Here is a 21,319-nt window from a genome sequence, read left to right on the forward strand (position 1 = left end):
CCTCTTTTTATTTATAGGACTGTTCGTTTTAGAACGTTCTTTTACTGGTAACCAGAGTGATTACAAAGCTTTGTCGCTCTTTGCTTTTTCTACAAGCTTTTCCGTAGCGTATATCGCAAATTCTACCCTCCTGTTTTCCGCTCTTCCCGACTCCGTTGCATTTGAAACCTTTGGCTGCGACTTGCCGTACCATGCTGTCTTGAGCCGATCTGAGGAAAGTCCCTGTTGCCTTAGATAAGCAACAACTTCTTTTGCCCGCCTTTCAGAGAGCTGCATGTTATGATCGTCTGAACCGGTATCATCTGTATGGCCCTCGACCAATACATAAGTATCCGGATACTTATTTAAAACTTGTGCAAGTTCTTTTACCTTGCTTTGGGCTGAAGAGGTCAGATCAGCCTTATCAACTCCAAACAAAACGCCCGCCTTAAAGGTCACATTTATCCCTTCACCAACCCGCTTTACTTCTGCACCGGATATCTTCTCAATCTCCTTTGCTTCTTTATCCATCTGGCGTCCAATAACCCCACCGGTTGCTCCACCAACTGCGGCACCAATGATAGCACCTAACGCGGTATTTCCTGCAGCTTTACCAACTCCGGCACCTACCGCGCCACCTGCGCCGGCACCAATCAATACTCCTTTTTGACCCTTGTTTAATGTTTTGCAAGCCGATACACCTAAGCTTAGCAATAAAACCATCACAAACAAATTCAAAACACTTGTCTTTTTCATAATTAAACCATTTACAATTATACAATCATGCCCTTGTGAGCATGCTATTACTTCGTTACTAATTGCCGGGAATTATTGTGCTGTTATCACCAGCAATTGCATCGAGTATTAACCAAGCCATACACTAAAATAAACCCCGGCTAATCCGGGGTATATGATGATATCTGGCTTATAAGATGATTAGTAAGTTCCGAGGCCCCAGTTAACACCTACGTTTATACCAATGTTATTGTTGTTAAACTTCGGTCCACCCAATTTATTGATATTTCTGAAACCATTATAGTAATTGACATCTGCCATAAACCAGGTATTTTTCACAAGACGGTAGTTGATACCAGCCCCTGCATGTAAACCGATGTCGAACCTTTCGTACAGGTCTTTTGCATCCACAGCTGTAGCAGAAGTATTGCCACCCGCTACTGTTTTAATTTCACGCTCACCGCCAATCAGGTAACCAAATGAAGGGCCAACTGAAATCTTGGGACGGACCCTGTTACCAGGGGTTCCAAAGAAATACATTGCTTTCAATGGAAGTCTGAGGTAGTCAAGTTTAGATGTATTGGTTACCATAACATTCGCTGTTGTTCCTTCAGTTTTGCTACCCTCGATGGAATACTTTAAATCAGCGCCAAAACCAAAACTGGACTTTGTACTGTAAATGAACGATAATCCTACATTACCAGCTGGCATATACTTATTATCGCCATAATTTTTAATCCACGCATGTCCGAAACCAGCGTTAATTCCCAGTGACGTGTTTTGCCTTTGCTGCGCAAATACTGTTATTGTACTCAAAACAAGTCCTGCGACTAACAATCCTTTTTTCATAACTTTTGATTTTTCATCCAATTGGCAAAATTGGTGCCATCAACAAACAGGTTGTCGTTTTTGGTTTGAAGAAAAGGCCCCCGGATTTTTGAAACCGCTGTTATATCCACAACTTTCCTTGATTCCAGAATTGGCTTACATTTCTATGACTCAAACGCAGCAAGTATTCTAAGTTGCTGCACTATAATGCATCTAAAACACAAAAACATTCCTGGTCATGTTCGTAAATAGGGCCTTGCTTTTAAACGAAGGTGATCGTCGAAAAACCTGATATCGGCAGTAAGTCATGACATGAAGGTTAAACCCGCCAATCCGTGTTGATGAGGCATAAAAAAAGCCGGGGTAAGCCGGCTTTAAGCAAACAAACATTTAGTAGTTAGTTATCTGTATTTAAATAACCTTGTAAGGCTTTTACATAGTTTTCAAAAGCCTCGATACCTTTCTTGGTTATCTGGCAAGTTGTTAAAGGATAATTGTCTTTGAATTGTTTAACCACTTCAATGTAACCCGCTTCCTTCAGCTTCTGCACCTGAACACTTAGGTTTCCTGCAGTAGCGTTCGTTTTCTCCTTGATGAAGGTAAACTCTGCTTCCTTAACGCTTATGAGCAGGCTCATAACGGCCAGGCGAAGTTGAGAATGTAATATGGGATCCAGCTCTTTAAACACTATACCTGATTTGGTGGTCTGCTCTGCAACTTTCTAAATTCCCGGTTGGCAATATGCCCGGGGATGATATAGCCAAAAAGAACGGCAGTACCATGGAATACCATAAGCAGTTCAAACCTATGTACAAACAGGCAGCCAAATGCAAGTATCCAGGTGATGATTGCGCCCACATATGAAGGCTTGAAATTGAGAACTGCTCCATAGATAAGCACCCAAAAAGCATAAAGGTTCATCAGTAATGGAAAGCCGATCATCGGGCTTATGCCCAGGTTTATACCTGCGATGATGAACATCAATGAGATAAAGAAACCTATATTCAATTTATTGAAGAGATCCCTTGTATAAGTCTTCACTTTGTGTTGCCGCTTGACAAACAGGCGTTTCCCGATGCTAATGAAGGCGAGTAGCAAAGATACTATCCCAAAAATATTCCAGAAAAGGAAGGTGCCGCCCCACCTGAAATGTTGGTTTAAAATCGTAGTAAGGGATGCAAAGAAAAGCATCCACCCCCAGATGATCCACGCTTTGCCGTCGTCTTTTTGCTCCTGCTTGGCGGTCTCAATCATCTGTTGTATGATCAGCAAACTCTGCTGGCCGCTCATCTCACTCCCCTTCTCCATATAATTTTTGTTTATTGTATTTTGCTTTCATCGCGTAACCAGGAACGATCCAGGCAACGATAACCGACAACATGATTAACAAAAGCTGGAATTTGACGATGATAAATGTGGAAGCAATGGCAAGCACCCAACAAAAAACTCCACCGATAGTTAACTCCCTTACCTTAAGGACTTTACCTGAAAGAAAGGTTGGCACCCCATACAACACCAGGAACATGGAATACAATGCCTGCCTCTCTTTATATTGTATCAATACAAATGCTGTTAAGGCAAGACAAACCACAAACACCAACCAAACATAGCCTAATATATCATCTGAATAAGTTTTTACCCGGCTTGCCTTCTTTCTTTTTCTCAAATACACTGCCTGGTAAATCATCGTAGCCCAGGTAACCATCCATATCATTTCCGGATGAGCTACCAGTCGAAAGTGCCACATCACAAAATGGCCTAAACTGCACAAGGCGATTACCCACCCCCATAGCAGGTATAGGTGGCCGTTATCGCCAAAGTTGTTCCTTGCGCGGTTTATCATTTCTTCAATCAGCTTCAAACTTTCGTTTGGAGTGATTGCTTTTTCGTGATCATCCATATGCTTCTCTTTCTAAGTAAAAATAGCAGAGGCGATGCTGCCCCTGCAAATCATTTATGCACATTATTTTGAAGCGGCAGCCAACATCCGTTCAGCACGTTTTTGTCCCCAAACGGGGTGCAGGGGCGTAACAGGCTTAAAGGCCTTGAAGAGTTCAACTGACTTCTCAAGGCTTTGGCGGGCTTTATCCTTACCACCACCAAATTGGGCAGGCGTATTCATCAGGCTTTCACCCTCCATCAGGTACACCCTGGGATTTTGTGCATCGATCGCCTTAGCCGTACCCAATGCCTGCCTGGCAACTGCGCCATATTGTTGCCAACGGTTCATTGGGTCAACAAGCATATGAAGTGTTGCCGACATATTCTTTAAAAGAAACAATTCCGAATTTTTCGGCTCAATAGCTTCAGCTTTTGCGATCAGCGCTTCTGCCCTATTTGCTATTTCGTCTTTATCGCCTTTTTGATCCGTAAACCCTTTAAACTCCATAGCAAGTGCCGCATAATAGTACGGTAACCATTGCGTTTTTTCGGCATCTCCTATCCGCTCGAATGCAGCAGATACCTGCTGGTAATCTTCGGCTGTTTTACAGGTGTCAAACGCAGCTATTGTTTTTTCCATAGCTTTTTGATATTTATCATTTTGAGCGTACGACATAACAGATACACATAATAGTATCGTCATTACAAGAATTTGTTTCATGGCTATTATTTATTTAGATTGATTATTTAATTATTGATTATTACTTTAAAATAAGTATTTGAGTAGCGAGGAATGGAATATAGCTGTTGAATTAACCGGCAGCAATTAAGATATTTTGAAGATCAACTATTAATTAGGCAAAACAAAACAGTGTTAGCATTATGGAAGGCTAAACTGGCCCACATTAGCTTCTCCAGGTCATTACTGTTTCTCGTCGGCTTGTTTCAACTTATCATATTCCTTTTCAATTGTATTAAAGCGGCCCTCATGGTACGCAGAAAAATAATGGGAAGCCAGACCAATTCCCCAACCCAACATCGGCCAGATGGGCCAGTAATAAGAACCAGGTCCGGAAGAAAAGTACCACACAATAACAAACAGGACATTTAAGATAACGTAACTTCTAAGGTTCCATTTAAATGACGCTCTTCTCCGAGCAAGTTGCCAGAGCCTTGCATCGTTATGGTCGTGAACACTAGAACTGTTCGGGTTATCATTTTGCTTGTATTGCGTTTCCATAATAGTATTTTTTTATTTTGAATAAATTATTGATTGCTTTCAACCGGTTCTGAATGCTGTTAGCCTTATTTAAAAAAGAATTATGCTAATTATGGTCCGATATAATAAACTGTCTTTAAATGTGTTTGATCAAAGACGTTTTAAAGATTATTATTGATAGCATCCTGGGTACGATCTACACCCCAGCTAAGAAATAATCCGATAAACAAAAAACGGTTTGCTGGTGGTGTAATTGGCTCTTTGGCTTTGCCATCGTGCGAATAGTTATATCCAAACACTTGTTTACTTCCTAAAACGTTTGTAGCTGAACCAACCAATACCGCATACGATCCGGCTATCCTCGTAACGTAGTTGAAACTAAATCCGAGATTGTGGTAATCAATTGTTTCACCCTGGTCAGCAATCCGGTATTTCATAGAGGTGTTGTCTAAGCGCAGGTTATAATATGGTCGCCCAGTCGCATACGAATAAGTGAAATTAAACCCGGTTGAAATTTTGCTTACCCATCTTTTTAACACCAGGGAAGTTGTGTGATCGGCAGCGAAATTTGGCTGGAGTTTTCCCGGGTAATTCAGGTAATCTCGTTTTGTATCGAGGTAGGAATAACTGATCCAATAGTCAAGGCCCTTAATCGTTTTTTTGTCGCGCCAGAATAATTCAACACCCTTTGCATAGCCTTCGCCGTCATTGTTATATACCGGCGATGTTTTAACGAGGTCGTGGTACTTTTTATAAAAGCCTTCCAACCTAAACGTATAGTACTTGTTTGCTTTTTGGTAGTTTGCTATGTAATGGGTTGCCCGGGTATAACCAAGCGCTGTTGTCTGAACAAGCTGAAGGTTTTCGGGCTTTTGGTAAAAAGTACCGTAAGCCACAGAGGCCTGCGCATCTTTTCCTGTTTTGTACGCCAGCGACAACCTGGGTGCAACATTGAATTTGTCGATCACAGAAGAATATTCACCCCTTACCCCAATCTTAGCAGCCAGGTTGTTGGTTAGGTAAATATCCGTTTCGGCAAAAGTTGCCGTGAAGTGGTCAGTAAGCTCTTTACTTTTATTGTTGAAATTGCTGTGCGTATAAGCATACCAATATTCGCCCCCAAACCTGAGGGAACTTATACCCCTGAGTTTCTTTTCAAATACGGTTTTTAATTGTGATAGATCCTGTCGGGTCCGCCCGCTGAAATTTTTGTCTTTTAACCATTGCTGGTCGTAGGTTTTGGGTTGATTTAATTTATCCTGTAATTCATTACTGATATTATCTAAATTGGTGCTGTAGCTTGCTCCGGCGTTTAATCTCCATCCGTTTCCAAGGCTTTCTTTCCAGCTTAGGTTGTTGTACCAGTTTGTACTCTGCAATGCAAAAGCATCTTTCAGAAAACTGCTGTCAATATCAGGGCGCCTGATACCAAGTTTGTTGCTGCTAAACGTGGTATAGTACTTAACCATCCCACCGTTTTTTGTTTTAAACCGGTAATTGAAATCGGCAGTATGAAATTGCGGAACCTTGAAGTAATCGATTTTCTGTTTTACAACTTCAAAGTATGCAGTAAGGTTGGTATAGCCATAGTTGGCACCCCAGCTTACTTTCTTATTCTTCTCTAGTTTCTGGTAACCGGCACCCACAAAAATTGGCGTAATCGATGCATTGGCTGTGCTCTGATCAGGCAAGTCGATCGACTCTAAAATCAACGCAGAAGACAAGGCCTGGCCATACAGGGCCGAATAGCCGCCTGTACTGAAAACGGTGCCTTTAAACAGCGCAGGACCAAACCGCCCGCGTTGTGCAACATCCGGTACACTTGTATAATATGGATTGTTAACTACGGTACCATCTATGTACTGCTTTGTTTCATAACCTGCTCCGCCACGTACAAATAGCCCTTCCTGGTCGCCTATCTGCTGTGCCCCCGGTAATGTTCTTACTGCCGCGGTTATGTCGGCGTTAGCGCCGCCTGTAGTAAGTACATCAAGCGTGCTCAACACCGTTGTGGCACGTTTACGATCACCGGCTTCAAAGGTGCCCGCAGTTACCATTACTGCTTTTAGCTCATCGAGCTTCTCTTTTACAGTGATCCGCAATCCCCCCAGGTCGGTGGCAATAGTAATTTTTTGTGCGATAGTATGAAAGCCAACACTGCTGACTTCCAATACCTGTTCCCCCATTTCAGTAGTGCGAAAACTAAATTGTCCCAAAGAGTCGGTTGTTGCGCCATCATAACTATTCTTTATGGCAATGCTTGCACCAGCTACCCCTCTTCCTTTAGCATCCCTTACGTTGCCCGAAATTTTAACCTGGGCTCCTGCGAGATTGAAGGAGAAAATCATGACCAGGAAAACAAGAATATTTTTCATCTGTGCTAATTGTTCAACAAACATAGACTGGTTTATTTTATAAACCAAACTATGTTGTAAATATTTTTACAAAAGAAAAGGGGACGCCGATTGACGTCCCCCCTTTTCTATTGCTGTTGTACAGCTTTAAGCCGCTTACCGGTATTTGCTGCCGGTCGTATAACGCAGGCATTAGCCGAATGCCTTTAACCCGCAGATATCGTAAACCGGCTTTTGTGCCTTCTATTGAAGAATTCTGAGTGTTTGCCTGCTATTGTCCGGCGCTACCAATTCAACGGTATAATGCCCTTTTGGAAGAATACCTGCAGCAACTACAGTTTGTGTTGCATTGCCGCCCTGGTGATTGATGGTTTTTGCCAGTACAACCTGCCCGCTGGTAGTAAGCAGGTTCACGGTGTAATTGCCCTTCGGCTTATTACTGAATTGGATATTAACGTTACCGCCCACAATGGGATTTGGATACACGTTATATCCGGCAGCTGCCTTGAGTGTGCTTATCCTGATGATCGGTGTAAACGCTAGTTTACCGTTGTAGCTGGTGCTCCTGAGCCGGTAGAAGTTTGTGCCCTCATATGGGTTATCATCCAACCAGGTATACTTTACCGCCTGCAAACTATTCAGTGGCTGCTTACTTCCAACAGTGCTAAATGTAATTCCGTCAGCCGATCTCTCCACCTCGTAGCTTTTAACATCGGCCTCATTGTCTGCCTTCCACTCCAGCACAATCTTATTTGTTTGTGTAAATGCCTTTAATGAGCCAAGCGTAATGGGCAGTGTTTGTGCATCCTGTTCAAAACCGGCAGCATTGAAAATGTCAACCCCAAACATGACCTGTCCCGTTGCACTATAATGTACCCAGTCCTGCAAGGGATAAGAATCGCAATCTATCAATATCGCATTGTTGGCCGGATTAGCGCAATACCTCGCCTGCGCAGCCCGTACAGAATCGCGATAGGGGTAGCCAACCGGGGCATAGATCCGGCCAATTACCTTTTTGTATCCCGATTGCGGGAACTGGTAGGTCGCGACAACCTTGTTCCACACGTTTTCAATCGAAACGAAAAACCTGGTAAGGTTTACAGCATAGGCATTGGCATCAGCGACTGTTTTCGCATCATCTTCACCTTGCATCCATATGATTCCCTTGAGGTCAAGTTTATAACCTTTTTGGTTTGCCTGGTTAACGGCGAGCTCAAGCCACTGGGTAAACTGTTGCCATCTTCCTCCTGCCTGCCACTCGTACTGACCCGGCAATGTTGGCCGCCAGTCACCCGCAAGCGTAGTTCCACCCTGGCCTTGTTTAAACACCAGTCGTTTACGCGGGTTTCTGGAATGAAGCTGTTTCATTAGCGAAGCCTCGGGACCAAACTGCGAGTTGTCTGCATAATTCTCGCACATGGTATTAAGTCCTACGTTTAGCGGCTCAATCACCGCTGAAAAAGCACCATGCCCGGGATTCCAAATTTCTGTTTGGGGTATCAGCCCTTTATATTGGGCGGCATCTGCGGTGGTCATACTCCCGGCGGGGCACCAGCCGGTGTTGGATTGCCCAAGCACCATGTAAAAGGGGACGATGGTATTGCTTTGTGCAGTTGCTACTAAAGAAACACAGCTTAAAAGAAATGAGCACGCAAAAACGTAAAGATTTCTCATTCGATATTGGGGTTTTAAGATGGCATAACGTTAAGGGAACGTACTTTATTTTAAGTAAGGATCATCGACCTAAAAAATTGTGCAAAGCACTGCTCCTCAACCTATTTCAAATCCAATAACCGGAAATCATGGGCAAAAAAAAGCGGCTCCGAACATTCGAAGCCGCTACAATTGTAAACAACTAAATATTACTTATAACCGCCGATCAGGTTTTTGGCCATCTTAACCATCTTTGCCAATCCTTCTTCAGGCAGATTACCTTTTTTAAATTCTGCAAGTACCTCAGGTAATTGCGTTTCCATTTCGTTAAGGAAATCGTTTTCAAATTCCTTTACACGTTTTACCGGAACAGCAGTTAACAATCCTTGTGTACCCAGGTAAATAATGGCAACTTGTTTCTCAACCGACATTGGCGAATACTGAAGTTGCTTCAACACCTCTACGTTACGTGATCCCTTATCGAGAACCGCTTTGGTAGCAGCATCGAGGTCTCCACCAAATTTAGAGAAGGCCTCAAGCTCACGATACAGTGCCTGGTCAAGTTTCAATGTACCAGACACCTTTTTCATCGATTTGATCTGTGCGTTACCACCTACACGGCTTACAGAGATACCCACGTTAATTGCAGGTCTGATACCGGCGTTAAACAGGTTACCTTCAAGAAAGATCTGGCCATCGGTGATCGAGATCACGTTGGTAGGAATATAGGCCGAAACGTCACCAGCCTGTGTTTCAATGATCGGAAGCGCTGTAAGCGAACCTCCACCTTTAACAATGTGGCGAATGCTCTCCGGCAGGTCATTCATCTTGCGGGCAATTTCATCTTTAGAAATAACCTTCGCTGCCCTTTCAAGCAAACGGCTGTGCAGGTAGAAAACGTCACCTGGATAAGCCTCACGTCCGGGTGGTCTTCTAAGCAAAAGAGAAACTTCGCGATACGCAACTGCCTGCTTCGAAAGATCATCATAAATAATCAATGCAGGACGACCAGTATCCCTGAAGAATTCACCCAGTGCAGCACCGGCAAATGGCGCATAGAACTGTTGAGGAGCAGGATCACTTGCAGAGGCGGCAACAATGGTTGTATAAGCCATCGCACCATTTTCTTCAAGTACCTTCATGATACCAGCGATTGTACTTGCCTTTTGCCCGATGGCAACGTAGATACAATAAACAGGTTTACCCGCTTCGTAAAACTCTTTCTGGTTAATGATTGTATCAACACAGATAGCTGATTTACCAGTCTGGCGGTCACCAATTACAAGCTCACGCTGTCCACGGCCAATTGGGATCATTGCGTCAATGGCCTTAATACCAGTTTGCAATGGCTCTTTTACAGGCTCTCTAAAGATAACCCCGGGCGCTTTGCGCTCAAGTGGCATCTCATACAATTCACCCGAAATCGGCCCCTTGCCATCGATGGGTTCGCCAAGCATGTTGATAACACGACCGCTCATTCCATCACCAACCCTTATCGATGCAATCTTCCCCGTACGACGTACGGTAGATCCTTCTTTTACATTCTCCTGTTCGCCCATCAATACCACACCTACGTTGTCTTCTTCAAGGTTAAGTGCAATCGCCCTCACCCCGCTTTCAAATTCTACCAGCTCACCACTACGAACATTGTTTAACCCGTAAATGCGGGCAATTCCATCGCCCACCTGCAATACGGTACCAACCTCCTCCAGGTCGGCCGAGGCATTAAAATTACTCAGCTGTTGCCTCAATATCGCTGATATTTCATCTGGCTTAATTTCAACCATATACAGATTTTAGCCTTTGCCGCTACTCAGGCAAAGATGTTAGAAATACCCTTTTCAACAGAAAGCAAAGGGAAGCTTTTTTTCTTTTGTGACCAGCACATCATCTATACTGATCATTCTTGCCACGCTCGCTTGTACGGCATTGCTAATGGCGGCGAAGCATAACGCCATCGAACGGCGCTTGCAAAGCTATAATAATCCGGAAATAAAGAACGTTGTGAACGGCAAACCTATCGGATTTGCTGTAAGTAAAAATTCTTGTCAAACTGCGCCTTCACATCCCTGAGGTCACGCGCTATGCTGGCATCAACAAGGTTATTGTCAAACTCCAGGATAAAGCCGCCGATCAATTCTTCCCGCACCTTCGACTCCAGTTCTATGTGTTCGATATCAGTTTCACGGATCAGTCTTTCCACCAGGGACTTCTTAACCGATTCACTAACCGGCACAGCGGTGGTCAGCTTAACTTTGTGAATGCCATTTAGTGCGTTATACTGATCAATAAATGCTTCAACAATTTCGGGCAGATAAAACTCACGGTTCTTGCTTACCAGCAATTGCGTAAAAAGATAAGTAACCCCGGTAATCTTTTCTTTTAATAGTGCTTCTAATATTTTGGCCTTCTTTTCAATTGAAATTACAGGACTTTTAATCATTTGTACAAACTCCGGGCTTTGTTTACACACCCCCTGCAGGTATTTCATGTCGTTGTACACAGCCGCCACCTGGTCTCTTTCTCTTGCAAGATCAAGAAGGCTTTTTGCGTACCTGCCGGCTAAACGTGGATTAAGCATTTGAGAATTTTATATGTTGCGCTAATTAACATCCCTTGCAGGATTAATTGAGTTTTACCGTTTCAGCCAGCTGGTTGATGTATCCTTCCTGTTCATTGGAATTTGCCAGTTCACGACGCAAAACCTTTTCCGAAACCTCGATCACAAGCTTTCCAATCTGGTTTTTAACATCGGTAAGTGCAGCATTTTTTTGTTGTTGTATGGCACCCTGTGCGTCAGCAACTATGCGATCAAATTCAACCCTTGCTTTTTCTTTTGCATCGCTGATCATCTTGTCTGAAGCAACCTTTGCTTCTTTAATAATCCTAGCCCGCTCATCCCTCGCCGATGCAAGCAGCACCTCGTTTTCGTTGCGGATCTGCGCCATTTCGATCTTCATCTGCTCAGCGCTCGCAATTGATGTTGCAATGCCGGTTTCCCTTTCCTTAAGGGAAGCTAAAATAGGTTTCCAGGCAAACTTCCGGAGAATAAAAAATACAATCAAAAAAGCAAGCAATGTCCAAACGATCAAACCCAGCCCGGGTAATAAAAGTTGCATATCAATTCGGGATTTTATGAGAAGTCAAAAGGTATTCTCTTTCGACTTGTACTGTTACTTGAGAAAAGAATTACTGTATCCGCCGCCCTGTGCTTAAGATACAGTAATCAGTTTGTGCCTGTTGGGAAATAAGAACCTTATTTCAAAACAGCAAGGATACCTGCGATTACTGCGAAAAGGGCAACACCCTCTACAAACGCAGCAGTCAGGATCATGTTTGCACGGATGTCGTTGCTGGCTTCCGGTTGACGCGCAATGCTTTCTACAGCACCTTTACCAATCTGACCGATACCAATACCTGCACCGATCGCGGCCAAACCTGCACCGATTGCACCACCAAGGTGTGACATTGAAAAATTGGCAACACCTTCGTTAGCAGCCTGCAAAAAAATAGTCATTAAAGACATACTGTTTGTTTTTGTTATGATGAAAAAATCTATAAAGCGAATTCTTTTTCCTTGTTGTCGTGCGCAGGATGCGGATCAGCGTGCTCATCATGTCCATGGCCTGTTTCGAATGCCTGGCCAATAAACACAGCAGTAAGATTGGTAAAGATGAACGCCTGGATAAAGGCAACCAATATCTCGATGAAGTAAATAAACACCGTAAAAGCCAGTGACACCGGGGAAAATCCGATACCTGCAACCTTACTCATTGCTCCGAAAATAAAGATGAGCGAGATAAAACAAATGATTACAATGTGCCCGGCCACCATGTTTGCGAAAAGACGTATCATCAATGCAATGGGCTTAATAAACACACCCGCAAATTCAACCGGTATTAATATCACTTTTACAAAAATCGGAACCCCGGGAGGCCAGAATATATGACCCCAGAAATGACCGTTTGTACTAAAAAGTATTACGATCATCGATATAAAAGCAAGAACAAGGGTGAAAGAAATATTACCGGTTACGTTAGCGGACCCAGGTATAAGACCTACCAGATTATTAATAAGGATAAAAAAGAAAATGGTTAGCAGGTAAGGCATATACTTTTCGTACTTGTGCCCCAGATTTGGCTTTCCTACCTCATCCCTCACGAAAGTAATTACCGGCTCAATCGCGTTTTGGAAACCTGAAGGAGCCACATTACTCCCGTTTTTCCGGTATTTTTTTGCAATATTCAGCATAAGCACAACCAGCAGCAGTACAGCAATAAACATCTGCACAACATTTCGGGTAAGAGAAAAGTCGTAAACCTGAACCGACTCATCAACGGTTCCGTCGGCTTTAACCGGCATAATGTGGTCGTGCTCCATTTTGTAGCCGCGGTACTGAGCATGCCCATGCTCAAACTTCGAAGACATAAAAGCATCAAAGCCACGTTGAGGAGAATACAATATGATGGGAAGGGGAAGTGAAATAGGATGGCCGCTTACATCTGCGATATGAAACTCATGGTTATCCATGATATGTTCCATAATTACCTTAGCTGCGTCTATCTTTTCTTCACCGCCATTTTCGTTAGCATGCGTGGCGGGCGATTGGTGATTTTGATTCTCATGTTGCGCTGTAACCACATTAGAAAATAAAATCATAGAAAGGCTGAAAACCGCTACCAATAAAGATTTGACGCTCCTGACTACCATACCTATCCTAATTTTGCGCAAAGATAAGGGTAAGCAGCAAAAAAAGCGACTGCAAATGGGTAAAATTGAAAATAAAACCATGCCATTTATCCTTTTCATTCCGCATATTTTTGATTGTGATTTGAGGAACGTGCGCACCTCTTAACTCGCTTTTTCGGTGACCTTAATACTTTCATGCACACCATTCAGGTATGCCGGTGTACTGAATACAGGCGGAACAACCCCTTTTCAAACCTTTCTTATCTTCATGTTTCATGAAACGAATCCTGCGAAGGGTGTTGCTGCGGCCGGTGATGTGGCTGGCAAACCGGTATAGTTCCAGGCCCGACAAGCTCAGGGTTCATAAAGCGCTGTCCGACCTGCATGAGCACCTGATTACAAATCCCGGCGAAAAGGGGTTGATCCTGTCATTCGAGGCAGAAAGCGGGCGCTTCATCATTTTTTCGGACCAGCACAAAGGCGCAGGAAACGGCGCGGATGATTTTGCAGGGGCAGAAAAGAACTATCTCGCGGCAATGAGGTATTATTTGGAGCGGGACTATACTTACATTAACCTGGGGGACTGCGAGGAGCTTTGGGAAAACTCGCTTGTGGCGGTAAAAAAGGCTAACGTAAATGCTTTTGAAGCTGAAAAGGCTTTTTTTGAGAAGAACGCCTATATAAAAGTATTTGGCAACCACGACCTTTATTGGGATAATGATCCATTAGCAGGGTTTGAACTGGAAAAGATCTTTGGAAAGAAGGTGCCTATTTATGAAGGAGTGATACTACAGGCAGCAGTTAGCAATCAACCGTTACAGTTTTTTTTAACACATGGGCACCAGGGTGACACCCTGAGTGATGGAAATCTGTTTAGCAAGTGGTTTGTTGCCAATATCTGGGCTCCTCTTCAGTCTTATCTCGGCTTAAACCCAAATACCCCTGCATACGACGACCATTTGAAAACCACCCATAACAAGTTGATGTATGAGTGGGCTGCCTCGCAAGACGGTCTTGTACTAATTACCGGCCACACTCATCAACCGGTGTTTGAGTCGCTTACCTTTCTGGAAAGACTCTATAAAAAGCTTGGCATGGCAAGGGCTTCGGGTAATGCAGCCGCCGTGAGTGAATATGAACAGTTGATTAAATTAAAAAAGATCAGCGGCGAAACCATGCCTGATTTTACGGCCTACAAACAAACGTACTTCAATACCGGCTGTTGTTGCTTTAGCGATGGCGATGTTACGGGTATAGAGATCGCTGACGGATATATCCGGCTGGTAAAATGGGAATACACTGAGGCGTTGCCAAAGCGGGTTATCCTGGAAGAGCTGGCTTTGGAAAGCCTTATTCAACAGGTTGTGGCAGCCTCGGCTATAGCATAGCTCCTTATAACAAATGTCTATATCGCCATTAGCATCTTCGAGAGTAATATTCATCGGGCAGTAGTTCTTTGTGGGTTGTAAAAGCCTGTTGAATATTGAACCAACCGTAAAAGTGAGTGACACAACGATGTCGCCCCATGGACCAATGCTAAGTACAAAAAAAATCTTCTCGCCGCCCGGTCAGCCCTGGCCTGAGTCGGAAACTTCCGCTAAAAATAAAAGCGACAATTTTAAAATATTATCTTTTGTCATCCGTCTGCCTTTGTATTAGATGCCCCGAGCCCTTACGATATCGAACGAACCGTTGTTAGCGCCCAAAACAAACATTGCTGAAGTAATTGCAACTTATAGCAAACGGCTTTTTGGCTTTATCAGGCAGCGGGTGGAAAGCGAGGAAGATGCCGAGGATATTCTCCAGGATGTTTTTTACCAGTTTATTGGTAGTGCTCAACCGATAGGGCAGGTAAGCGGATGGCTCTTTAGGGTAGCAAGAAATAAAATAACGGATGAGTACCGGCGGAAACATCCGGAATTACTTGAAGACCTGTACCCCGAACGGGGTGATGAAGATCAACTAAACTGGACAGAACTATTTTTTGATGCGGAAAATCCGGAAACGGAATACCTGAGGTCGATGTTTTGGGATGTGTTGGACCAGGCGTTACAGGAACTTCCTGCTGAACAACGTGATGTATTCATACTAAATGAACTTGACGGGGTTCCATTTAAGGTACTTGCTGCGCAGTGTGGTGAAACGGTAAATACCCTGATCTCGCGTAAACGTTATGCAGTATTACACCTTAGGGAGCGGCTCCGCGTTTTGAAAGATGAATTATTAAATTATTAAATCGAGGAAAATGAAGCAATCATTTTGGAGGAGAAAAGTTGCCGGATTTATTTTGGTAGCGCTTGCAGCTATACTTCTGCTAAGCTTTGTTGTAATGAGCTTATGGAATGGGGTTCTTGTTAAGGTTGTACCGGTATCGCCGGTTAGTTTTGGACAGGCGCTTGGAATATTTGTGTTATCAAAGATTCTTTTTTCGGGCTTTAAAGGTCGTGGCTGGGGTAACCGGGGAAGGTGGAGCCAACAATTAAAAGACAAATGGCAGATGATGACACCGGAGGAACAACAAAAGTTTAAACAAGACTGGCGGAACAGGTGTAGCAGGTGGAGTACCCGGCCCGAAACACAGGCCCAAACCACAACAGGATCGTCTGAACTGTAATAAAATAATGCGTTCTGGAAACACAACGCTCCCGCTGTTTAGTCCAAAACTCAAACCCACTGCTATGAACATCCTTGTTTTTCGAACGAACATCCGGCATAAGCGTCATATCAATTTAGTTACCCCGCATCTTGACACTATCGCCGGCATCAGAAAATGGAACGTTGACTTGCAAGACAAAGACCGGATCTTAAGGATAGAAGCGCTTGATGTTATTCCACTGACAATTGAACGCGTGCTTGAACAAGCAGGCTATTATTGCAAGGAGCTGGAAGATTAGTTGTTACTTATGCGGGTTTAAAAACCACGAGTTAACTCAACGATACCAGCGTTTAAACTGGAGAAAGCCTGTGTTCAAAATTTCGAATTCCTCTCCTGCCCTATTGGTTATTGTTCAAAGGGTACTTCTACACCATCATTATTTACATAAACAACCCTTCCGTTGTTTAACCGGAGTTCGAACAGTGTATTTTTTCCCTGACGTTCAATCCGTGAAATACGCGAAAACTCCAAAGGCGTATTTACCCGCTCACGATACATAATTACCGGACTGGGATATTGCGCGGAAACCGGGAACTCGGTTCTTGTTTCGAGGCGTATGCCGGCTGTATTGTAGGAGGTGGTTGTCCACCAATCGCCAACCTTATAGCGCGCGATGTAATTTTTGCTTGCATCTGTGCTCCAGGTTGCATTTTGAATAGCGGGAAAGTCACGCCCGAAACCTGAACGGATGATTGCTGGTGGGGGTGCCCATTGGTTTTCTCCAACCTGGTTTTGGCCCCATTGGTTGTTGCCTACAGTGTTCTGGTTTAAAATGGTTGCCGTATTGTTTTGTGGCGACGATGCATTTTGATTTTGATTAATCGCATTCATCTGGTTACGGTTCAGGTCGGAAGTATTGTACTGACTTTGTTCGCCACTAACCGGCCGGTTGCCGGTAGTTGAACCATTTACTCCTGCTGATGTAGCGGGAAGAGTAGTGCCAGTTAGAACCGGGGCGTTTGTATAGGTGGATTGCACCGCGTTTTGATTACTGTTAGATTGATTGGGATTGGTTTGATTGGTGTTAACTTGATTACTATTGGTTTGATTAGTGTTGATTGGATTTGTGCCAGCTTGATTGATGTTGGGTTGATTGGTGCCAGCTTGATTGATGTTGGTTTGATTGGTGTTAGTTTGATTGGTGTTGGTTTGATTGATGTTGGGTTGATTGGTGCCAGCTTGATTGATGTTGGTTTGATTGGTGTTAGTTTGATTGGTGTTGGTTTGATTGGTGTTGGTTTGATTGGTGTTGGTTTGATTGGTGTTGGTTTGATTGGTGTTGGTTTGATTGGTGTTGGAAGCGGAGCTTTGATTCGCTGCAATCCCCGGAGTTGTACCTGGTGCGGGTATCCGTATCCCATTAACAACCGTACTTGACTGGCTTGTTGTATTTCCGTCTGCATTTAAGTCGGCCGAGTCCTTGAGTCTTTGTTCAATCTTTTCTTTTATCGTTAAAGGTTTGGTGCTGGTTGCAGAAGGGGTCTCTGTCCTTGGCCCGGTTCTGGCTTTTGAGGCAGCTTGTTTCACCGGAGTTTCCGGTTTACCTTTTGCCGGCTGCACCCTGGACTGGGCACCGGAGTTTAACCAGAACAATGTGCTGAATATAAAGAGAGTAAAGGTTTTCATAAAAGACATTTAGTTATTAACATGCAAAGTTTGAGCCGCATGCTGCAATGGGCGGTATTCGTACGTTAACATTCAAAGATTGAGTTAGGGCCAACATGCAGAGATCAACCATGGGGCATTATAAAGCCGTAACTATTGCCGGAGAAATTGCGGGTAAAAAAAGGTTGCCGTTTTATGGGCAACCCTGAAAGACTTTTTTAAGACCTGCTAATAACGGCCAGTCTTTTTATCTTTTGCACGGCCAATTGCATAACCTGCGCCGGCACCTATAACACCGCCGATGATGGCGCCCTTTCCTTTCTTCTTACTTATTACCGCACCAAGGATTGCACCAGATCCGGCACCGATTGCAGTTCCTTTAGCGGCACTGCTCCAACCTTTCTTGCGTTTGGTTTGTGCAACAGGGGCAGAAACCGGTCCGCTTGAGCTTACTGGTTTATTGCGGACGGTGGTATTTTTTGAGGCCGTTGAACCTGTTGATCGTTTTACCGGGGCTTTAGGTTCAGCGGTTGGTTTATAAACTTCGTAACGAATAACTTTACCTTCATCGGTGAAGCTCCCTGAAGTTCTGCGCTCAGCAAAATCATCATCATTTATTGCTTCCGTTTCGATGTATGAAGCCCTGTCGGTTGCAGGCGTGCTAATGGAGTTTGGGCGGTTCGCCATATTGTTCGCCCCTTCGTTAGGGTTAGAATTGTTACAGGCTGCAAACACCGATAACATAGCAAAGGCACTAAGGATCTTTTTCATAAATTTCATTTTAAGGTGAATAACTGTCTGGTGATCCGTGTTTTAGTTCACCTGGTCTTTATTGAAAAACATGCCAGAAACCTCCGGATTGTTAAAGAAAATGATCCTAGTACCTTGATTTTGAAGGGGTTGGGGTAATTACTTTTAACAACCTGCCGGATCTTTAAACGATTTTTTAGCACTTGCTAAGCGGAATGCAGAGATTAAACGCTCCTTTGGTTAGGCTGCACCGGCTGAAAACCTGCGCGCTAACCGATAAACCCGGGAGCCTTAGTGGTTTACAGGTCTATATCGGGTTCTTGTTACTTTGAATCAGGCATAAATGGCCAGGGCGAGCACCCGACACCCTCTCCAGTGTTCAAACCAATTTTTCTGCTGGTTGTTAGTCGACCTTAAAGGCAACGAAGTAGTAGTTGTTTGCTGCTGCGATCAGTTTCAGTCGGGTATAATGTGATTGAATGAAGTCTGAATAGGCCTTAAACTCATGGGTAGGCACAACAAACTCGTCGAAAAAGATGATGTCGTCTTTTTTCAGATAAGGCGCAAGCATAGTTAACGCATACAAAGTAGCAGAGAATAAATCAGCATCCATCATGATAACGTTCCTGCGATTATTGTCGAGTTCAGCTAAGAAACCAGGAACCGTCTGCTGGAATAAGCCCTTATAAAATTTACCCCTGCCGTCTTTCAAAACAGGAAGCTGATTATTGTTACTGAAGGCGCCTTTTTTGAAAGGACCCCAGTCTTCCGGTAAGCCGTCAAAGGTATCAAAGCCATAAAATCGAGCATCGGGGTGGGTATTCTTTGTCATCCACCAGTCGAAGGAGTGACCAGCAGCAACCCCAAACTCGAGGTAATTGATGGGCCCGGTTAACAGCTCCTGCTCAATGACCCATTGGTACATGCCGGAACGTTTGGTATAGTCCCATTTACCCCAGAAATCATTGTATGCTACATTTTTGTTCTCATATGCCCAGCGCGAAAACTTCGTCATATAAGCCATATTCAGGAAGAAACCGGAAAAAGGTTCGAATATGCGGTGTAGTTGTAACTTAATGAAGAAGGACTTCAGAAACCTGATGAGAAACAATTTCATGGCGCAAAGAAAGCAAAATATTCCACCGAAAAATTTTGCCGGCTGATTGCAAGAGGATTGAGGTATAAACGTTGGTTGATGTACATTGAAATACACGCTTCAAGACCATACGGGGTGATTACTTTTGTTTTAACCGGATCTTTTCTTTACTCACCTTTAGTTTGTAGGTAGCACCGATTTTAAGTGCATAGTTTTCCCGGCTATGACTCACCGGAAACCCAAATACAACCGGGTAGTCATATTCTTTCACAACATGGGATATGAGGTCATATACCCGCATGCCAAAGGGCACCGTCGTATCTTTCATATCGGTAAATCCGCCAATGATCAGTGCTGCCAGCTTATCGAGCTTGCCACTTCGCTTTAGCTGGTAAAACATGCGGTCGACATTATAGATGTATTCACCTACGTCTTCAAGAAACAAAATTCGTCCCTTGGTTTTGATCTCGGAGGGTGTGCCGATTAAATGAGCCAGTAACGATAAGTTGCCACCGACCAATTCACCTTTAGCAGAGCCAACCCTGTTTAACGGATGGGAATTGCCCTGGTAATCTTCTTTGATCCCTGCAAGACTGCTCCTTAGTGATTGCACGTATTGATTTTCGGACTCATTGTTGTTGAAAGCTGCTGCCATGGGGGCATGAAGACTGGCGATCCCAAACCGGCGATAAACATGAGCGTGCAGAACCGTAATATCGCTAAACCCGATCAGCCACTTTGGCCTTTCAACGAAACGGCTAAAGTCGATCCGGTCAATGATCCGGCTAAGACCATATCCTCCACGTGCGCACAAGATCGCATCAACCTCCGGGTCGTCTAACATTTGCTGCAGATCTTGCAGCCGTTCGTCATCCGTTCCTGAGAAATAGTTGAACTGCTTGCCCAATGTTTCACCTGCTTTAACCCTGTAGCCCCATTGCTGCAGCACATCAAGGCAGGTTTGAGCTTTATCAAGCGGCATAAATCCGGCAGGGCACAGTACGCCTATACAGCTACCTGCTTGTAAAAAGGGGGGTATAATTGCCATCAAACAATGATACAGAAATTTGTTTAGCGGGATGCCGGCAGACGTGGATATTCCCGGATTTTAGTCAGGGGTTGCCCGAAGACTGTGCAGCACGGGCAATTGACATGGAAGTTAACCTGGAGGATGTTCGTTACTTGCGCAAGTAGCTGTAAGATGAATGATTAAGTGGAGCTATGTATTTGCCGGGAACCCTACCGTTTTATGACCACTTTAGTTCCTACCCCAAGCATGCGGTATAGTTGCTCAACGTGTTCATTTTTTAAACTGATACAGCCAAGTGTCCAGTTCTGGTATTGGTCGATGGCATAATCTTCATGCGGCCAGGTACCGTGAATGCCAATGTCACCACCTATTTTAGCATTCATCGGGATGATGCCCCTTGCTTTCCGATTATTAAATCGTTCAATACTTTCTGCATTTGGATAGTCGATCCCCATGTACCGGTTCCACTTTGCATGTGGTTTTTTGTGGGTGATGGTAAAAGTGCCTTCAGGTGTTTTGCGATCGCCCTGGACCATCTTGTCGCCCAGGTCATCGTTGCCAAAAACAATCGGGTATGTACTAAGCCAACCTTCCGCATCGTAAACCATCAGCTCATAATCACTTTTGTCGATCACTACGTAGAAACCGCCCTTACTGTTTGCATAAAAGGATGTATTCACAACAAAGACGGCTACCATCACTATCAGGACTGCGATTCGGTTCATTTTTCAGGTTGCTTTTTAAAGAAGTAACGGCAAAATAGCACGAAGATTATTACGCCCTGTTACATTCACAAATATTTATGCAAATGGATGCAGCAGCTGCGAGCCTGCATAAAGTGCTA

23 protein-coding genes are annotated in these 21,319 nt (G+C 44.0%); 4 read left to right on the top strand and 19 right to left on the bottom strand.

The features are described from left to right. Nucleotides 1-60: 60 nt before the first annotated feature. The 14 genes from EXU57_RS12010 to atpB all read right to left on the bottom strand — a co-directional run bounded on the left by EXU57_RS12010 (nt 61) and on the right by atpB (nt 13,308). Complete coding sequence (locus EXU57_RS12010) at nt 61-735, bottom strand: OmpA family protein (RefSeq protein ID WP_133268450.1); 675 nt, start codon at nt 733-735, stop codon at nt 61-63. Nucleotides 736-915: 180 nt separating this feature from the next. After that, nucleotides 916-1,563: a porin family protein gene (locus EXU57_RS12015; protein WP_133268451.1), complete on the bottom strand. Its 648-nt coding sequence runs from the start codon at nt 1,561-1,563 to the stop codon at nt 916-918. 376 nt (nt 1,564-1,939) lie between these two features. Continuing rightward, complete coding sequence (locus EXU57_RS12020) at nt 1,940-2,230, bottom strand: winged helix-turn-helix domain-containing protein (protein ID WP_133268452.1); 291 nt, start codon at nt 2,228-2,230, stop codon at nt 1,940-1,942. Beyond that, the gene (locus EXU57_RS12025) at nt 2,230-2,850 is read right to left on the bottom strand and encodes a hypothetical protein (protein WP_133268453.1); all 621 of its coding nucleotides are present in this window, start codon (nt 2,848-2,850) and stop codon (nt 2,230-2,232) included. Before EXU57_RS12025 ends, EXU57_RS12020 begins: the two co-directional genes overlap by 1 nt. After that, on the bottom strand, nt 2,834-3,442 hold the full coding sequence (locus tag EXU57_RS12030) for a hypothetical protein (RefSeq protein ID WP_133268454.1): 609 nt from the start codon (nt 3,440-3,442) through the stop codon (nt 2,834-2,836). Before EXU57_RS12030 ends, EXU57_RS12025 begins: the two co-directional genes overlap by 17 nt. Nucleotides 3,443-3,505: 63 nt before the next feature. Then, a complete protein-coding gene (locus tag EXU57_RS12035) occupies nt 3,506-4,144 on the bottom strand; it encodes a hypothetical protein (RefSeq protein ID WP_133268455.1) in 639 nt (212 codons plus the stop codon). A 201-nt stretch (nt 4,145-4,345) separates the two neighbouring features. Then, entirely contained in the window at nt 4,346-4,663 is a 318-nt protein-coding gene (locus tag EXU57_RS12040) for a 2TM domain-containing protein (RefSeq protein ID WP_133268456.1), read from the bottom strand. 140 nt (nt 4,664-4,803) lie between these two features. Then, entirely contained in the window at nt 4,804-7,017 is a 2,214-nt protein-coding gene (locus tag EXU57_RS12045; protein WP_133268457.1) for a TonB-dependent receptor, read from the bottom strand. A gap of 222 nt (nt 7,018-7,239) precedes the next feature. Further along, nucleotides 7,240-8,670 carry a sialate O-acetylesterase gene (locus EXU57_RS12050; protein ID WP_133268458.1) on the bottom strand — a complete coding sequence of 477 codons (1,431 nt, stop codon included), beginning with the start codon at nt 8,668-8,670 and terminating at the stop codon, nt 7,240-7,242. 188 nt (nt 8,671-8,858) lie between these two features. Next, nucleotides 8,859-10,436, bottom strand: coding sequence for a F0F1 ATP synthase subunit alpha (gene atpA / locus EXU57_RS12055; protein ID WP_133268459.1), 1,578 nt, complete (start codon nt 10,434-10,436; stop codon nt 8,859-8,861). A gap of 230 nt (nt 10,437-10,666) precedes the next feature. Further along, complete coding sequence (atpH, locus tag EXU57_RS12060) at nt 10,667-11,230, bottom strand: ATP synthase F1 subunit delta (RefSeq protein WP_133268460.1); 564 nt, start codon at nt 11,228-11,230, stop codon at nt 10,667-10,669. 43 nt (nt 11,231-11,273) lie between these two features. After that, the gene (gene atpF / locus EXU57_RS12065) at nt 11,274-11,768 is read right to left on the bottom strand and encodes a F0F1 ATP synthase subunit B (RefSeq protein ID WP_133268461.1); all 495 of its coding nucleotides are present in this window, start codon (nt 11,766-11,768) and stop codon (nt 11,274-11,276) included. Nucleotides 11,769-11,905: 137 nt separating this feature from the next. After that, entirely contained in the window at nt 11,906-12,175 is a 270-nt protein-coding gene (atpE, locus tag EXU57_RS12070) for an ATP synthase F0 subunit C (RefSeq protein WP_165958119.1), read from the bottom strand. Nucleotides 12,176-12,204: 29 nt separating this feature from the next. Beyond that, on the bottom strand, nt 12,205-13,308 hold the full coding sequence (gene atpB / locus EXU57_RS12075; protein WP_243745583.1) for a F0F1 ATP synthase subunit A: 1,104 nt from the start codon (nt 13,306-13,308) through the stop codon (nt 12,205-12,207). A 305-nt stretch (nt 13,309-13,613) separates the two neighbouring features. Between atpB and EXU57_RS12080 the strand changes: the two genes are divergently transcribed. The 4 genes from EXU57_RS12080 (at nt 13,614) to EXU57_RS12095 (ending at nt 16,232) form a co-directional block, all read left to right on the top strand. Next, nucleotides 13,614-14,726, top strand: coding sequence for a metallophosphoesterase (locus EXU57_RS12080; RefSeq protein WP_133268463.1), 1,113 nt, complete (start codon nt 13,614-13,616; stop codon nt 14,724-14,726). A 271-nt stretch (nt 14,727-14,997) separates the two neighbouring features. Further along, a complete protein-coding gene (locus tag EXU57_RS12085; RefSeq protein WP_133268464.1) occupies nt 14,998-15,573 on the top strand; it encodes an RNA polymerase sigma factor in 576 nt (191 codons plus the stop codon). Between the two features lie 10 nt (nt 15,574-15,583). Then, nucleotides 15,584-15,952, top strand: coding sequence for a hypothetical protein (locus tag EXU57_RS12090; protein ID WP_133268465.1), 369 nt, complete (start codon nt 15,584-15,586; stop codon nt 15,950-15,952). A gap of 64 nt (nt 15,953-16,016) precedes the next feature. Next, a complete protein-coding gene (locus EXU57_RS12095; protein ID WP_133268466.1) occupies nt 16,017-16,232 on the top strand; it encodes a hypothetical protein in 216 nt (71 codons plus the stop codon). A 107-nt stretch (nt 16,233-16,339) separates the two neighbouring features. On the opposite strand, the gene EXU57_RS25375 is transcribed toward EXU57_RS12095, so the two are convergent. The 5 genes from EXU57_RS25375 to EXU57_RS12120 form a co-directional block, all read right to left on the bottom strand. Further along, nucleotides 16,340-17,620, bottom strand: coding sequence for a hypothetical protein (locus EXU57_RS25375; protein WP_207955468.1), 1,281 nt, complete (start codon nt 17,618-17,620; stop codon nt 16,340-16,342). Between the two features lie 207 nt (nt 17,621-17,827). Continuing rightward, nucleotides 17,828-18,370, bottom strand: coding sequence for a YMGG-like glycine zipper-containing protein (locus EXU57_RS12105; RefSeq protein WP_207955469.1), 543 nt, complete (start codon nt 18,368-18,370; stop codon nt 17,828-17,830). Nucleotides 18,371-18,752: 382 nt separating this feature from the next. Further along, the gene (locus EXU57_RS12110; protein ID WP_133268468.1) at nt 18,753-19,466 is read right to left on the bottom strand and encodes a class I SAM-dependent methyltransferase; all 714 of its coding nucleotides are present in this window, start codon (nt 19,464-19,466) and stop codon (nt 18,753-18,755) included. 118 nt (nt 19,467-19,584) lie between these two features. Then, a complete protein-coding gene (locus EXU57_RS12115) occupies nt 19,585-20,493 on the bottom strand; it encodes an LD-carboxypeptidase (RefSeq protein ID WP_133268469.1) in 909 nt (302 codons plus the stop codon). A gap of 191 nt (nt 20,494-20,684) precedes the next feature. Beyond that, nucleotides 20,685-21,200, bottom strand: coding sequence for a murein L,D-transpeptidase family protein (locus EXU57_RS12120; protein WP_133268470.1), 516 nt, complete (start codon nt 21,198-21,200; stop codon nt 20,685-20,687). Nucleotides 21,201-21,319: the final 119 nt, after the last annotated feature.

It is taken from the genome of Segetibacter sp. 3557_3, from assembly GCF_004354985.1.
Lineage (GTDB): Bacteria > Bacteroidota > Bacteroidia > Chitinophagales > Chitinophagaceae > Segetibacter.